Here is a 14,474-nt window from a genome sequence, read left to right as displayed (position 1 = left end):
CTTATATATATTAAAACGAGTTAATGGTAGAATGAACAGAAGACAGAAAATTCCTTTTATTTAAAGTAGAGGAGGTACTTATGAAAAGAGTTAATGTTACATACGCGCTTTTGTACGATAAAACTAACGAAAAAATCTTAATGGTAAAAAACAAAGGGGAAAATGGTTCTTATTACACATTACCAGGTGGCGCAGTTAAATTAGGAGAAACGTTAGAAGAAGCAGTAATTCGAGAAGTAAAAGAAGAAACAGGGCTACATATAACCGTAAATGGGATTTGTTCTATCAGTGAAGCCTTTTTCGAGGAAAGAGATCATCATGCAATTTTCTTTAATTTTTTAGGTGAAATAATCGGCGGAGAGACATATATATCAAGACCAAAAGAAATCGAAGAGATTACGTGGATGGAATTACATAAAGCAGCACCATATTTACGCATACCAGAACATTTACTAGATTTTTTGCAAAGGAAAGAAACAGTACCTTACTTTTTTAATGGAACAATCGTTCATCAATCTTCATAAAAATAGTATCTCATGTAAGGCGGGGGAAACATGGAGTTTATCGTTAATCACAAACAATTCACTCAAGCACTTTCAGAAGTCAATAAAGCAATATCAACGAAATCTTTAATTCCTATATTATCTGGTATAAAAATAACTGCAGATCAATCTGGAATTACTTTAATTGCAAGTAACTCTAATATTTTTATCGAAAAATTCATTCCTGTTTCAATTGAAGACGAAAAGATTGCAACTATTTTAAAAGCAGGAACTATTGTTGTACCTGCAAAGTATTTCATTGAAATAATAAAGAAAATGCCAAGTGATATAGTAATAAAAAGTAAGAATGAGCAAACAATTACGATACAATCAGACGAAATTACATTAAGTTTAAATGGATTTGCTGCCAATGAGTTTCCGAATGTACCACTTATAGACAATCATGCAGAAATACAAGTAGAGACAGAGCAATTGATTGAAGTATTTAAACAAACTGTCTTTGCGGTAGCAAAAAATGAATCTAGACCTGTTCTTACTGGGGTGCATATAGAGTTATCTAATAATAAGTTAATTTGTGCTGCAACTGACTCACATAGACTAGCTATACACGAAACATTACTTTCTTCAGATGTGAAAGCAAATTGTATTGTACCAAGCGCAACCATTAGTGAACTTCTAAAATTAATGAACAGCAATTCGGAATTCGTATATATCTACCTTTCAGAGAGTCATATTATATTTACGCTCGGAACAACTACATTATATTCAAGACTAATTGAAGGGAAATATCCTAACATTTCTAATCTCATTCCAAATGAATTTAAAACGGTTATTAACGTAGATAGAAAAAAGATATTACAAGGCGTAGACCGATCAAGTTTATTAGCAAGTGAATGGACCAATAATAATGTTAATTTAGAAATCATAAACGAATCCACAATAAAAATTTCTTCTAACGCTTCTCAAATCGGGAAAATATCTGAGACGCAACAAATAGATGCGATTCAAGGTGAAAAACAATTAAATATATCTTTCGATGGGCGTTTTATGGTTGATGCTTTAAGAGCGTTAAAAGAAGAAACGATTACTTTAAGCTTTGGTGGTTCTATGAGACCGATATTGATTGAAGCAGGAGAGCAATCTGCAGCAGTACATCTTATATCGCCAGTAAGAGCTTATTAAGGATAGAGGAAGGGATTTCATTATGTACAAGTATAATTTATGTTTTATCGAATCATAAATTAATAGATTATAAGAATGAGGTATTGGTAAAGTAAAACAGTTTACTAAATCATACATAATATAATTCATAGACAAAGCAGCAATGGTAATTTGAAATACAAAGTAAAATAATAATAACCTAAATATAAAAGCCATAGATTAATCGATATGGGGTGAGTACGATGAAGAAAATAATTGTTTTACTCATTGGTATAGTTTTAATTATTTTTGCTTTTTATCAATACAACAAAAAAGACTATGCATCTAAAAGTACTAACTTGTATGTAGAAGACTTTAAAGGGAAAAATGACTCAATAAAAATACAATCTGCTATTAATAAAGCAGAGTCTAGTAAAATTAAAACAGTGTTGCTCGATGATAAAAAGTATAAAATCACGTCACCAATCATTGTTAAAAAAGGTGTAAAATTATTATTTGGTTATGGATCACAATTTGTGGTTGAGGGAAACTTTAGAGTTCTAGAACTAGAGAAAAACGCATCCATAGAAGGAGCTTATATAGCTATTGACGATCCTAAATTTAACTCTGAAGTTATTTATTTAGACGGTAAAAATATATATTATAATACTTGGAACAAAACACAAATAAAAGATATAAATATTATCAATTGGACGGAAACGAATAAAGGTACCGGAATTTCTTTATACTCCGCCGGAAAAGAAAATGAAATTTCGTTTGTTAACTTCGAAAATATTAAAATTGCAGGAATGGAAACTGGACTGAAATTAGTAGCGAAAAAACCAAATACTGGACAAGCTTGGATAAATGCTAATCGTTTTATGAACTTTTCTTTAGAAGACTGTGTAAATATGATTTATATGGATAGTCAAGTAACTACGCCAAATGAAATTAGTGGGAATCAATTTACAAATCTTCAAATACAGCCTTCAAATAAAACGAAAAGTATTATAAAGGTAAGTGGTCAGCATAATGAATTTCATGGAATGGTGTGGGACTTAAATAAAATAAAACATGAAAACGAACTCATTGAACTAACTGATAAGAGCATGAATACAGTAATTGAAATGTCCAGTGTACCTACAAATAGAGTTTTAGATAGTGGGAAATCCAATATAGTAAAGTAATATTTTTATTTATGAATTCACTTCTAAAAAGCAGTTAGAAATAAAAATTTTAGACAGGAGATTCAATATGTGGAAAACAAATATTATCAAGACTACTAGAGGCAAGTTCGAGTATTTTGTGAAGGGAGTAGGTCCGCCTTTATGCGTTACACATATGTATAGCGAGTATAACGATAATGGAAATACTTTTGCAAACCCGTTCACTGATTTTTATAGCGTATATTTAGTTAATTTAAAGGGTTGTGGCAAGTCAGATTTAGCAAATAACGATTCTGAATATAGTATGACGGAAACGGTTAAAGATTTAGAAGCGATTCGGGAAGCTTTATATGTTAATAAGTGGGGGTTTGCTGGTCATTCGACAGGAGGGATGTTAGCTCTTGTATATGCGACTGAAGCACAAGAAAGTTTAACGAAAATAATTGTTGGTGGCGCAGCGGCGAGTATGGAATATGCATCTCATAAAGATAGTATATACTGTAATAAAAATGGAAATTTTAATAGAATCGTATCAATTATGAATGCATTAAATGAAGATAGTACATTACAAGAAGAAAGAAAAACATTAAGTAGAGAGTGGGCACTTATGTCTTTTTATTCTGAAGAAAAGCTTGAAGAGGCATTAAAATTGCCGAATAGCGGAAAGACAGTTGGCAATCGGTTAAATTATTTTAGACAAGTTGAATATAAAGATTATGATGTTCGTCAGAAACTTAAATTCGTAAAAATCCCAAGTTTTATATACTGTGGTAAGCATGATGCACAATGTCCCTACATATTTTCTCGTGAAATAGCAAATTTAATCCCGAACGCAGTATTAACTAAATTTGAAGAAAGTAATCATAATCCATTCGTTGAAGAAATAGACAAGTTTAATCAGTTTGTAAACGATACATTATAAGCAATAAGTAAAAAGCGAATCTTCTATATAAGACAGATTCGCTTTTTATTATAATTAGACTTTTCGCCACCAAGCATACCTAGGATAGTCTGTAGATTTTAACGTAATAGATTCGCCAATTTGAGGCGTTGTAATTTTAACTCCTAAACGGTTGGCTTCTTGCGTAACACGTTCTATCGGGTCACTCCATTCGTGTAATGCTAACGTAAAAGCACCCCAGTGAATTGGAAGAAGTAATTCTCCTTTAACATCAATATGAGCTTGTACAGTTTCTTCAGGCAACATATGAATCGCAGACCACCTCGAATCATATTGTCCGCATTCCATCAATGTAAGATCGAATGGACCGTATTTATCACCAATTTCCTTAAAGTGAGGGGCATAACCGCTATCACCACTAAAGAAAATTTTAGTCTTTTGACCAAGAATAAGCCATGAACACCATAATGAACAATCTCTATCTGTCATACCACGTCCAGAGAAATGTCTTGCAGGCGCACATACTAACTTAATATTATCAAACGTAATTTCGTCCCACCAATTATGCTCACTAATTTTACTAGGTGAAACACCCCATTTAATAAGATATTGTGCAACTCCGGTTGGAACATAAAAGTGCTTTGCGCGATCTTTTAACTGCATAATACTTTTGTAATTCAAATGATCATAGTGATTATGAGAAATGATAATCGCATCAATTTCTTGAAGGTCATCACGTTCTAAAGGAAAAGCACCACTATAGCGTTTACTATTAAACAGGGGAAATGGGGAAGAGGCATCTCCAAACATCGGGTCTAATAACAGTTTTTTACCTTCTATTTTCAAAAGAGAAGCAGAATGGCCAAACCATGTAACACTCTCTAACGATTCATTATCTTTATTTGATAAAACGATAGGCAAATCCTTTATAGGACGCAGCTTTGATTTTATTTTAAAGTAATCCGTCATTAAACTTATAATATCTTTCGGTTTAAAACTCATATCAGTATGAATTTGATTTGTATATTTCTTATTCATTCGTTCTCCTTTTTACGATTAACAATATACGTATGTTGTTATTGTAGCTATTTGTAGTTTAAACTATATCATTTTACCTTTCATCTAAAATGCCTTGTATTTCATAAATCCGTCAAATTCATTATTTGTATCTATAAAGTACAAGTCGCACAGCAGCAGCTAAGACAAATATTAAGTACATGTAAATTGTTTTTATTTAGTAAATTCCTTCTTATACGCAAAAAAGAACGTACGTTTCATTGTATGTTATAGAAGAAAATATGTCTCTAATATAAGAAAGGAAGGAGAGGATGTAAGTGCAAATAGAGAGAAAAAAGAACTCAAAATGTAAACTATCAAAATCGGAAATAACGCAGCAATATGCAGAAGGAAAGAGTACTTCAGAAATAGCTACACTTGCTAATGTATCTGCAAGGTATATTCGTATGGTTTTATCAGACAGTAACGTTCCAAGGCGCGCTATAGGGAGTTGGAAGAGAAAGTATGACATAACGGAAAATTATTTTAAAACGTGGTCAAACAATATGGCTTATATTTTAGGGTTTATAGCAGCAGATGGTGTTATACAGAAAGAAAATCAATGTGTCAGTATATCTCAAAAAGAAAATTACATTTTAGAAGATATAAAACAAGAACTAAGCAACAACCAGCCACTATATCGAAATAAAAAAACAGGCGTATATATGCTAAACATTAATAGCAAAGTAATAAAAGACGATCTAATGAATATTCACGGAATCATGCCATGTAAATCTTTTGACATTGAATTTCCTTTAGTACCAGAAGAATATTTACATCATTTTGTTCGTGGATATTTTGATGGGGATGGTTACGTCAAGTATGAAACTTATACAGTAAGCTTTGTAGGAGGATCATATAACTTTATGAATTCTTTAAATCAGGTACTACAAAATCATAATTTACCAGCCGATTTACTAAATCAAAATAAACATTATCGCGTCATTTTAACCGGAAGAAAACCAATACAACTATTTTCAAAGTGGATTTATAAAGACAAAGATATTTATCTGCATAGAAAATATGAAGAATTTCAGAAAGAAAGACTAAGTCTAGATCAATTAAAAGATCGAAAGCTAAAAAGAACTCAAGCTGCTGTTAAGCAGAGAAAACAAAATTTCCTTAAGGAATATATGAAAAATAAATGTATCGCTAAAACTTGTTCCATTTTAGAAATAAAGGAACCAACTTTTAAAAGTTGGTTAAAAAATGATAATCAATTTAAAAAAGACTATGAAAGAATTCATTCATTATAAAAATGCAAGAAACCTTAGTATATCTATGCTAAGGTTTTTAATTTGGGATTATTAGAGGACACTCATTTTCGTTTATAGAACTTAATAAATACATAGATTTTACAATGAATTTATTAGTAAGGGAGGGAATATGAAATGCTCACTAATAATAATCCGGAGAATATATTACATACAGCTTATGAAGCAAAAATGATTTCGTCTGGAGATAATTCGCCATCTATAAAAATAAAGGGAACGAAGCTTCAATATTTACTTGTAATGCTTCATCTTGGTTTTGAGTCAAATATTATGAAAGTGGTGCTAGGTTGGACGAATGAGGAATTTGAAGAGCACATTAATTCATTAGAAGTAGAGGGGCTATTGAAACAAACAGGAGGGAGGTATTATCCAACGTGTATGGTGATAACAGCTACTGAAGGAAAAAAGCTTTATAACCTTTGTGAACCTCTAATTAAACCAACACTTAAGATCATTGAAAGTTATTCAAATCAAATTGATGCTAGTTCTAAAAAAATAGAGACATTTAATCATTTATCTAAAGAATCTTATAGTCTATTACTATATAGCGGTGTGTTATTAGATTTTGGACAAATAAATAACATTGAGAAAAACTATTTAAAAAAGGAAAGACCTCTAAGAAATAAGAAAAGATACTATTATTCAATTCCAGAACAAGAACAAACAGATATAGAGGCGTTCGGGATGTATGGTAATACGTATTTAGATTTAGGAGAAGTTCAAATTGGTCTTTATGGAAATGCTCGATATTCAACATTAAATTTAATAACAGCAGGTAACGAAACATTTGAAGAATATTTTCAAAACACTAATACTGATATTAATTATAAGAAAAAGCAATTAGTAAAAGGTTACGTAGCAACAGATAGACAAATAGATTTACATTTAAATATAGTTTACGAAAAATTAGGTTTATATCAAAATTCAAAACCTGTTATCCCTGTATTTAAATCAACAGACTTATCTATACTTAACGAAATTGCAAACACAATCAGTGAAGATTTAGTCTTATTATTTAAAGAAAACGATAAACCTTTAAAAGAATACTTTGCGAGCAGCAGATACTCAAAAGAAATAACTTATGAAGAGTTTTTTATCTGGTGGTATCATTTTTTCTATACAAAAGTAACTGAAGAATTAATAAAACAAGGTGTAATTATAACTAGTGCTCAAAAAAATCAAACGTACATAATCTATTAAATCTATTACAAACTCATTTTAACGAACTTTAAATAACAGCGACTTATATAATTTCACATATGTAGCAGCTGAGTGTATGTGGAATTTTTAGTAATTTGTAAATAAATGATCATTCAAAATTAAAATCTAATATATAAAGAAAATAAGATATTAAAAGGAGAGAAAAATCGTGCAAAAGAAATTTATCAATCCAGAAACGATGCCACCAACTTTTGGATATTCACATGTAGTCGAAGTTAGTAACGCTAAACGAACAATTTACATATCTGGACAAGTAGCAATCAATACTGAAGGTCAGATAGTTGGCATTGGTGATTTAGCTACACAAACGCAACAAGTATTCGAAAATATTAAAAGTGCATTAGAAACTTCGGAATTACAATTTAATGATGTAGTAAAATTAACATTTTTCTTAACAGATATTTCTCAAATGGCCATTGTTAGAGATATACGAGATCAATACATTGATACTAAAAATCCACCAGCAAGTTCAGCTGTAGAAGTTAGAAAGTTAATTAACGATAACTTTTTAATTGAAATCGAAGCAATTGCTGTAGCAAACTAATTTTAAAAACTTATTATGAATCATATCCATGCAATTCGTTTAATGCGTTCATTTAAAACGAATTGCATTTTTTATTGTCTTAAATATAATTTATATCTGGAGACATTATCATCAACAACTCATAAAACAACAACAAATAAGCACACAATCGATTACACAGAATGAATCCGATGAAAAGGGAAGCGTAACAATCTAAACTAACATATAATAAGTTTATTACTTTTATCCAGTTAACATAATATATATTATAGGCAGTTATAGAAACAAAGCGATTTCAGGTATCAAAAACCAAGTAAACTATACTTAATGAGACGAAATGAAGATTTTCAATGAGATTTACATAAATTCTTTATTACATGAATTTCTGGTGTTTTTATCATTAATTTTACAATTACGCATTTACAGCAAATCAAACTTTAAAATTTATGATCATAATTTAATAATCCGCAAATAAATTTCATCAGCGTGAAAAATTTTTATAAGAATTATTTTGTTGCACACAACGTTATTATTCATTTTATTTTATGATTAACATTATAATTTTAGTTCAATTTATATATGTTTTATTCAATGTATATTTTCTTCGAGTTTTTCTATATAAACACTTGACTTCTAATCTACATAGTATTTTTTATTCTAGTTAACATAACACTTATTTTGAACATAAAAAAATCCTCCTCACCTTCAGGAAGATTTTTTGTTTGCTATTATTTTATTTATATCTTCTAGTAACAATCCCAATTGTAAATAACATTGGGAAAATCTAGATTTAACAAATCTTCCTTACGTATAAAGAAATTAGCAACGCCAGAATCTCCCCACATAATATTTAATGAATTGTCTGTATCAATTTGTAGCAATAATATGTCATGCTGTTGGTATTTTTCTTCCCATTCTCTCGGATCTGTCTGTGTGAAAAACGGATATCCACCAATTTTATGCCCTTGATCCTCGCATAGAACATTATATAGTTCACCTAATTCTGTTTCGTTTTCTTCATCAACAATTTCTTCCCAATCAATGTTATCACGAAAAATCATTTCAAATCGATAATCTCTTGGTGTTACTGGTTGAAAAGCCAACTCAAACTTTAGCTTTGCTGCTTCGGGTATGATAAAATTTTCTAAATCTAAAGTGTTTAAATAACTAAAATCAGTAATAACCTTAGTTAAATCCGCTGTGATTGTAGAATGATAAATAATTCGAAAGTCTTTTTGGCTTGTTGGATGATCAAAATCTGCTCCAAAAAGATCTTCTTCAGCACTTATGAAAAACTGTAACATTCCATGTTGAGGCATATGTTCAATGTGTGGTATTTCTTCAAGGTTTAACTGTGCAAGTAGCATCATAGGTTGTCCGTTTGAGTCTTTAGGATGCTCTTGATTTATAGGTACATACGGATATCCACCAAACTTACTTTCAAAAAGAGTCGTCTCCGCTTGCATTCCAGACACTTTAATATACGGTTTCACACTTCTTTCTAAAATACTACGATACTGTTCTAGTTCTTTCGGAATTTGAAGTTGATACGTATTCTTCACAACATTTGCCTCCCTTTAGTAATTAGTTGAAAATGCCTTAATTAATTATATAGTAAGCGATAGCTTAATTGAAAATCGTTAAAAATCCGTTTTCACCCTCATTTTTTGCGCACTTGGTGGACAAAGTAAATTATGCTCTAAAATCTTTTTATTGATAGTTCGGATTAAATCCGCTGCTTCTGCTGTATTTGTATTTTCTTGTAGTTTTTCTTTTAAATCGTCAATTTCTTTTGAAAGCTCAATCCACCTAGGTAAAACATGATTATTTGCTAAAGTTCTATAAAGTTGCTTTTCAGGATTGTACGAAAGGTCTTTATCAAGATTAAGAGGTTTCCCTTTACCAGGTAAATTATCGAAAGCTCCTTTCTTTTCTGCTTGTTTCACGATAGAACTAATATGATCCTCATACGTATACGACCAAACTTTTTCATCTTTTACTAAAATCTCTTGTTTCTTTAATTTTTTATCTAATTCTTCTTGATTCATAGATTCTCTCTCCTTTTTACTTTATAGTGAGATTTCTGTCTGTTTCAAAGTTTTTAAACCATCAAACGACTTTTCTCGCCACCACACGCTATCATGACCGCCTTGAAACTCTTCATAAGTAATTTGGTACCCTTTATCTTTTAAAGCTCTGTATAAGCGCTTGTTAGCTGTCAAAAGAGGTTTGTTTTCAAGTTGTCCTGCTGCTATATAGAAATGAGGTTGAGTCGTATTAGAATTTATAGATGAAATTTGATTTTCAATCCACGGAATATCGTTTTCGAAAGTTAGTTCTTTTAGCTGATTAATATGATCTATAGCAATGCATGGCGGGATTCCATTTTCGTAAATTAAATAATTGAGTGTTTTTGCGATTGAAGATTACTAAATGCATTGGTTTTTATTAGAGATAGTGAAAAGTTCTTGAAGATGTGAAGTTTGAGAATAATTATGAAGTGGATCAAGCTGCTTTAATCTTACTGTAATGTGACAGTAAGGATATTTAATTTTAATAGAATGATACAAGAGCCTTGCTACACTTTTGTAATAAGACTCTTTAAATGAGTTATTTACTAGAATAATTATCTAGTGCTTGAATAGAAAGTTCCAACGATTTTATTCTTCTTTCTAAAAGCGTTCTTTGAGGACTTCCAAGCTTTGACTTAACATAAATCTTTTCAATTGATGGAAGCAAACTAATCAGAACATTACGAGCTTCTGCTAAATCTTCCTTAGTATAATGATGGGTTTCTTGATTCCAAACACTTTCTAACATAGCTAAGCCGATACTAGCTGCTTTCAGTCTTTTTTTCACTAAAGTAGTATTTGATCCTTTTTGAGTCATCTGTGATAAGGCATTTTCAAGTTTACGGATTGTTGACTGTAAAGATTTTATTGATTCTACTTTATCTATATTTGATACGTTTTTCATGTTAATGTTATCCCTTCTACGGTGCGGACTTGTTTTGTTATTTCACTCGAAATATTTTAACATAAATAATTAACTGTATTCGAGTTGGACAATAACTTAAAGGAAAACAACTCCTCTTCTCCCCTTCCCTACATCATTCTATAATATGTACTTCTTTCTTCTCATTAGAATTCCTATATAAACTAGTTTTTAATGTTGAATATTTTATGAACAAAAATACGCACAAGTAATGTAACTTGTACGTTTTTGCTTTTATTCAGCAAGGTAATAAAGTAATAGCTTTCGGGTCTTTTCATAATTCATGAAATCTCTATACAAAATGGGATACTTAACAATTTCTGTTTCTAGAAAACGATATTGCGGAAACCACTCGAAAAACGATATCCTTAGCCACTTTATTTGATTAAACATAATCTCCTGTTCATTATTATTAAGCACGTAACTTAAAGTACCTGCTGTATGCATCCAATAATAATTTAAATCAGCGCTTATACAATCATCTTCTGTAAACATATTATTAAAATCTTTTCTTATTTTTCGAATGTCACAATTCGGAAACGGTTTATACAGCAGACTAGGCATTCTCTGCAATTCATTAAAAATAACCTTTTTACCTAATAGCAACTTTCCACCCCTTTATTTCTCTATCCAATTTAATAAGTTTTCATAATGATATTGAGCATCGATATACCCAAGATTATATAGATTAACAAGCTTTTCCTTATTTCTTTCTATTCCGCTTATAGGAAGCTGTACACTTGGTTGAATTACATAAAAATTATCTTTTTGTTCTTCTTGATTCATATAAGATATCGTCTCATTATAAAAACGATAATGGTCTACTAAATTCTCTGCGATTTTCGGATATTTTCTATATAGAATTTTAGCTAATCCAGAAAATTTATTCCGCTGCTTCTCGTACCCTTCTGGTTTCGTCATAACAACAACGTTCTTTTCATAACCATCCTTTTGGGCTTTCAAAACTGGTATAGGGTCTATAATCCCTCCATCTAACAATTTTCGATTATTATATTCGACAGCAGGTGCTATAAACGGCACTGAGCTAGATGCACGAATGATTTTTAAAATATCATTTCCGTGTTCTGTTTTATTATAATAAACAGCTTGTCCTGATTCGCAATCAGTCGTCCCTATAACAAATTGTTCATTAGAATTTAAGAACGTTTGAAAATCAAATGGGACAATTTTAGTAGGTACTTCGTCAAATAAAAAGTCCATTCCAAATAATTCACGTTTACGAATTAAATTTCGATAAGATATATACCTGTGATCGGATACTAGCTCTGTATTTACTTTCTTATTTCTCCCTTTTTGACGCGACAAATAGGTTGCTCCCATACAGGCTCCAGCTGATACGCCGACTACATACGGAAAGAATAAGTTCTTCTCCATGAAATATTCGAGTACACCTGCAGTATATAAACCTTTCATTCCTCCGCCCTCTAATACTAAACCGATATTCTTCATGCTAAATCCCTCTGCTTCTATTTTCTTAATTCCATATTAGCATAAGATTTTAAGATGAGGTTATATAAACTAATTACAACAATAACCAGAAACTACTAAAGTAATATCGTAATTTCTTTGTGAGTAACGTGTTACAATATAAGTAATTTATTCCACATATATTAAAGGAGGAATTTTATATGGGTTTATTTAGCGGTATTTTAGGAAATGCATCAAATACGAGTTCTGAAAGTGTAGAACGTGATTTAGAGAAGATTATGCTAGACGATGAAAAGGTAGAGCATGCTTATAAATTAATTCGTGATCTAATCGTATTTACAAATCGTCGTCTTATTTTAGTAGATAAACAAGGAGTAACTGGCAAAAAAACAGAATACCATTCTATCCCTTATAAAAGTATTACACAATATAGCATCGAAACGGCTGGGCATTTTGATTTGGATGCAGAACTTAAAATTTGGGTGTCTAGTATGGAGGATCCAATTACGAAAGAATTTAAAGGTGACGATAGTATTTTAAGCATTCAAAAAGCATTAGTAACATTTACGACAAAGTAGTAGTTTTTGTATTTTTATTCACTTTCAAAATTACTAACCCGAGTATTTTGGAAGAACATACATTATTTTTGTATATTTAATCTGAAATAACATAAAAAGGTAAAGCGTTTTTTAAATGCTTTACCTTTCTTTTTTGTAATAAATAAGTGTAGTTTTATTATTTAATTTCTTTTCTAATTGTGTTCTTTTATAACCCATCTTTTCGTATAAAAAACAATTTCTCTCTTCTTCTAAAATAGTAGCAAGTTCCCAGCTTGTTGCTTCAAGAAACATTTCCTCAATTAATGTAAGCGTCTTTTGAGCAATTCCTTTTCCTTGATAATTCGGATGAATAAACATTGGGCTGATCCAAAATTTAGAGGGTGTTTCTTTTTGTGAAATACATATCGCTCCAACGAGATTCATATCCACTATTATTTTATAGAAGCCACCATCTACATGATTTATTCTACAAATAGTTTTTTCGATAGTTTCATTTGCTGGATTTGTTTCATAGTCTTTATATGTATTTAATAAAGGACTAAATGAGTCTATTTGCATTTGAAATATAACTTCTGCATCAGTTTCTATCGCCTTCTCTAATATAATCTCCATGTTACCAATTTAGACGCTTTCTTAAAGAAGAAATATGAGCGGTATGGTGACGACCATGCCATGCGTATAGTCCTATCGCAGCAGCAAGTTTTGTTTCACCAGTTTCAGGGTGATTAAATGTCTTTTCTAAATCTTCAACTTCTAGAGAATATAAAAGGTTAACCCATCTTTTATGTAATGAATCTAGCATTACTAGTGAAACATCTACCGGTAATTTTGAATCGGGTAACTCTGCCCACTTTTCTTCTTTATACGGCTTAATAGTTGGATTCTTTTCTGTCAGTGCTAATTTAAAGCGTATGTAGCTATTCATATGGCTATCAACAACGTGATGAACAACTTGGCGGACAGTCCATCCCCCAACGCGATACGGTGTGTCTAACTGCTTCTGATCTAAATCTTTAATTGCCTTTGCTAAATTATTGGGTAAATCCTCGATTTCTTGAATCCATGTATCAATCATTTCTTCAGTTATAGGACGTTTGTATGTAAACTGGCCAATTGGATAACGTAAATCATTCATGAATAAGTCCCCCTTATTATAAGCGTGAAGTATTTCTCCAAATATAATGTACAAACTTCACATGTTCCCCATTTAATTCTACAGATGTTGTATCTGCTTCGTTTTGATAAGAAGAAAATCCGCTTTTTTCTAGTACAATTTGTGATGCAAGATTATTAGTAGTTGTTTTAGCATGAACCTCATTAATTTCATTGTTTTTCGCTACGGCTAAAATTAATTTTACTGCTGCTGTTGCAACTCCTTTTTTAGTAAATTTTTCTCCGACCCGATACCCTAGCGAACTGCTTCGAGTTTCTGTATCTATATCTACTAAATTTATTCGTCCCACAATTTCTTTTTCTTCATTACGAATTAAATAAAAATAAGAATCTCCATCCGCCTGTTCTATTAATAAATCGTCTAGTAGTTTTTGAAAATATTCAAATTCAAAATATATCGAGCCGCGATTTGGTACCATTGTTTCAAAAAAAGATTTATTCGTAAGTTCAAACGTAAATAAATCCTTAGCATCTTGTTTCTTTAATTGCTCTATGTATATTTCCATCCCGTATT

The 14,474-nt window shown here is 30.9% G+C and carries 17 protein-coding genes and 1 pseudogene; 8 read left to right on the top strand and 10 right to left on the bottom strand.

Annotated features, from left to right (window positions below; translation table 11 throughout):
- Nucleotides 1-80 precede the first annotated feature (80 nt).
- The 4 genes from COK05_RS17785 (at nt 81) to COK05_RS17770 (ending at nt 3,731) form a co-directional block, all read left to right on the top strand.
- The gene (locus COK05_RS17785) at nt 81-524 is read left to right on the top strand and encodes an NUDIX hydrolase (RefSeq protein WP_098613636.1); all 444 of its coding nucleotides are present in this window, start codon (nt 81-83) and stop codon (nt 522-524) included.
- A 30-nt stretch (nt 525-554) separates the two neighbouring features.
- Nucleotides 555-1,685, top strand: a complete 1,131-nt coding sequence (gene dnaN / locus COK05_RS17780; RefSeq protein WP_098613635.1) for a DNA polymerase III subunit beta — start codon at nt 555-557, stop codon at nt 1,683-1,685.
- 221 nt (nt 1,686-1,906) lie between these two features.
- The gene (locus COK05_RS17775) at nt 1,907-2,830 is read left to right on the top strand and encodes a hypothetical protein (protein ID WP_098613634.1); all 924 of its coding nucleotides are present in this window, start codon (nt 1,907-1,909) and stop codon (nt 2,828-2,830) included.
- 67 nt (nt 2,831-2,897) lie between these two features.
- The gene (locus tag COK05_RS17770; protein WP_098613633.1) at nt 2,898-3,731 is read left to right on the top strand and encodes an alpha/beta fold hydrolase; all 834 of its coding nucleotides are present in this window, start codon (nt 2,898-2,900) and stop codon (nt 3,729-3,731) included.
- Between the two features lie 54 nt (nt 3,732-3,785).
- On the opposite strand, the gene COK05_RS17765 is transcribed toward COK05_RS17770, so the two are convergent.
- Entirely contained in the window at nt 3,786-4,748 is a 963-nt protein-coding gene (locus tag COK05_RS17765) for an MBL fold metallo-hydrolase (RefSeq protein ID WP_098613632.1), read from the bottom strand.
- 296 nt (nt 4,749-5,044) lie between these two features.
- Here COK05_RS17765 and COK05_RS17760 point away from each other — a divergent pair, with 296 nt between their 5' ends.
- The 3 genes from COK05_RS17760 (at nt 5,045) to COK05_RS17750 (ending at nt 7,805) form a co-directional block, all read left to right on the top strand.
- A complete protein-coding gene (locus COK05_RS17760) occupies nt 5,045-6,022 on the top strand; it encodes an LAGLIDADG family homing endonuclease (protein ID WP_098613631.1) in 978 nt (325 codons plus the stop codon).
- A gap of 135 nt (nt 6,023-6,157) precedes the next feature.
- Nucleotides 6,158-7,240 (top strand): hypothetical protein, encoded by a 1,083-nt coding sequence (locus COK05_RS17755; protein WP_098613630.1) that lies wholly within the window; start codon nt 6,158-6,160, stop codon nt 7,238-7,240.
- A 169-nt stretch (nt 7,241-7,409) separates the two neighbouring features.
- Nucleotides 7,410-7,805, top strand: a complete 396-nt coding sequence (locus COK05_RS17750) for a RidA family protein (protein WP_098613629.1) — start codon at nt 7,410-7,412, stop codon at nt 7,803-7,805.
- A 725-nt stretch (nt 7,806-8,530) separates the two neighbouring features.
- On the opposite strand, the gene COK05_RS17745 is transcribed toward COK05_RS17750, so the two are convergent.
- From COK05_RS17745 to COK05_RS17715, 6 genes and pseudogenes are all read right to left on the bottom strand, one after another.
- Nucleotides 8,531-9,346, bottom strand: coding sequence for a YwqG family protein (locus tag COK05_RS17745; protein WP_098613628.1), 816 nt, complete (start codon nt 9,344-9,346; stop codon nt 8,531-8,533).
- Between the two features lie 78 nt (nt 9,347-9,424).
- Nucleotides 9,425-9,832, bottom strand: coding sequence for a J-domain-containing protein (locus COK05_RS31830; protein ID WP_098613627.1), 408 nt, complete (start codon nt 9,830-9,832; stop codon nt 9,425-9,427).
- 21 nt (nt 9,833-9,853) lie between these two features.
- Nucleotides 9,854-10,282 (bottom strand): annotated as a pseudogene (locus COK05_RS31825) (enterochelin esterase); the annotation flags it as partial.
- 112 nt (nt 10,283-10,394) lie between these two features.
- The gene (locus tag COK05_RS17730) at nt 10,395-10,760 is read right to left on the bottom strand and encodes a hypothetical protein (RefSeq protein WP_098613625.1); all 366 of its coding nucleotides are present in this window, start codon (nt 10,758-10,760) and stop codon (nt 10,395-10,397) included.
- 252 nt (nt 10,761-11,012) lie between these two features.
- On the bottom strand, nt 11,013-11,384 hold the full coding sequence (locus COK05_RS17720) for a YxiJ-like family protein (RefSeq protein WP_098613624.1): 372 nt from the start codon (nt 11,382-11,384) through the stop codon (nt 11,013-11,015).
- A 12-nt stretch (nt 11,385-11,396) separates the two neighbouring features.
- Nucleotides 11,397-12,248, bottom strand: coding sequence for a patatin-like phospholipase family protein (locus tag COK05_RS17715; protein WP_098613623.1), 852 nt, complete (start codon nt 12,246-12,248; stop codon nt 11,397-11,399).
- 179 nt (nt 12,249-12,427) lie between these two features.
- Here COK05_RS17715 and COK05_RS17710 point away from each other — a divergent pair, with 179 nt between their 5' ends.
- Nucleotides 12,428-12,805, top strand: coding sequence for a PH domain-containing protein (locus COK05_RS17710; protein WP_000522472.1), 378 nt, complete (start codon nt 12,428-12,430; stop codon nt 12,803-12,805).
- Between the two features lie 120 nt (nt 12,806-12,925).
- On the opposite strand, the gene COK05_RS17705 is transcribed toward COK05_RS17710, so the two are convergent.
- Genes COK05_RS17705 through COK05_RS17695 form a run of 3 tightly spaced genes read right to left on the bottom strand, consistent with a single transcriptional unit; the run spans nt 12,926 to nt 14,466 of the window.
- Nucleotides 12,926-13,399 carry a GNAT family N-acetyltransferase gene (locus COK05_RS17705; protein ID WP_098613622.1) on the bottom strand — a complete coding sequence of 158 codons (474 nt, stop codon included), beginning with the start codon at nt 13,397-13,399 and terminating at the stop codon, nt 12,926-12,928.
- A 1-nt stretch (nt 13,400) separates the two neighbouring features.
- Entirely contained in the window at nt 13,401-13,922 is a 522-nt protein-coding gene (locus COK05_RS17700; RefSeq protein ID WP_098613621.1) for a YfiT family bacillithiol transferase, read from the bottom strand.
- Nucleotides 13,923-13,938: 16 nt separating this feature from the next.
- Nucleotides 13,939-14,466: a GNAT family N-acetyltransferase gene (locus COK05_RS17695; RefSeq protein ID WP_098613620.1), complete on the bottom strand. Its 528-nt coding sequence runs from the start codon at nt 14,464-14,466 to the stop codon at nt 13,939-13,941.
- Nucleotides 14,467-14,474: the final 8 nt, after the last annotated feature.

The sequence above is a fragment of the Bacillus cereus genome, assembly GCF_002567495.1.
In the GTDB taxonomy this organism is placed as follows: domain Bacteria; phylum Bacillota; class Bacilli; order Bacillales; family Bacillaceae_G; genus Bacillus_A; species Bacillus_A cereus_AQ.
Note: the sequence above shows the minus strand (reverse complement) of the source record. Positions and strands in the feature narration are given on the sequence as shown.

Bases quoted from the DNA above. Each gene is read 5' to 3' on its own strand.
- COK05_RS17715 (WP_098613623.1), bottom strand. From the start codon at position 12,248: ATGAAGAATATCGGTTTAGTATTAGAGGGCGGAGGAATGAAAGGTTTA.
- COK05_RS31830 (WP_098613627.1), bottom strand. From the start codon at position 9,832: ATGAATCAAGAAGAATTAGATAAAAAATTAAAGAAACAAGAGATTTTA.
- COK05_RS17730 (WP_098613625.1), bottom strand. From the start codon at position 10,760: ATGAAAAACGTATCAAATATAGATAAAGTAGAATCAATAAAATCTTTA.
- COK05_RS17695 (WP_098613620.1), bottom strand. From the start codon at position 14,466: ATGGAAATATACATAGAGCAATTAAAGAAACAAGATGCTAAGGATTTA.
- COK05_RS17770 (WP_098613633.1), top strand. From the start codon at position 2,898: ATGTGGAAAACAAATATTATCAAGACTACTAGAGGCAAGTTCGAGTAT.
- COK05_RS17775 (WP_098613634.1), top strand. From the start codon at position 1,907: ATGAAGAAAATAATTGTTTTACTCATTGGTATAGTTTTAATTATTTTT.
- COK05_RS17765 (WP_098613632.1), bottom strand. From the start codon at position 4,748: ATGAATAAGAAATATACAAATCAAATTCATACTGATATGAGTTTTAAA.
- COK05_RS17700 (WP_098613621.1), bottom strand. From the start codon at position 13,922: ATGAATGATTTACGTTATCCAATTGGCCAGTTTACATACAAACGTCCT.
- dnaN (WP_098613635.1), top strand. From the start codon at position 555: ATGGAGTTTATCGTTAATCACAAACAATTCACTCAAGCACTTTCAGAA.
- COK05_RS17705 (WP_098613622.1), bottom strand. From the start codon at position 13,399: ATGGAGATTATATTAGAGAAGGCGATAGAAACTGATGCAGAAGTTATA.
- COK05_RS17755 (WP_098613630.1), top strand. From the start codon at position 6,158: ATGCTCACTAATAATAATCCGGAGAATATATTACATACAGCTTATGAA.
- COK05_RS17785 (WP_098613636.1), top strand. From the start codon at position 81: ATGAAAAGAGTTAATGTTACATACGCGCTTTTGTACGATAAAACTAAC.
- COK05_RS17710 (WP_000522472.1), top strand. From the start codon at position 12,428: ATGGGTTTATTTAGCGGTATTTTAGGAAATGCATCAAATACGAGTTCT.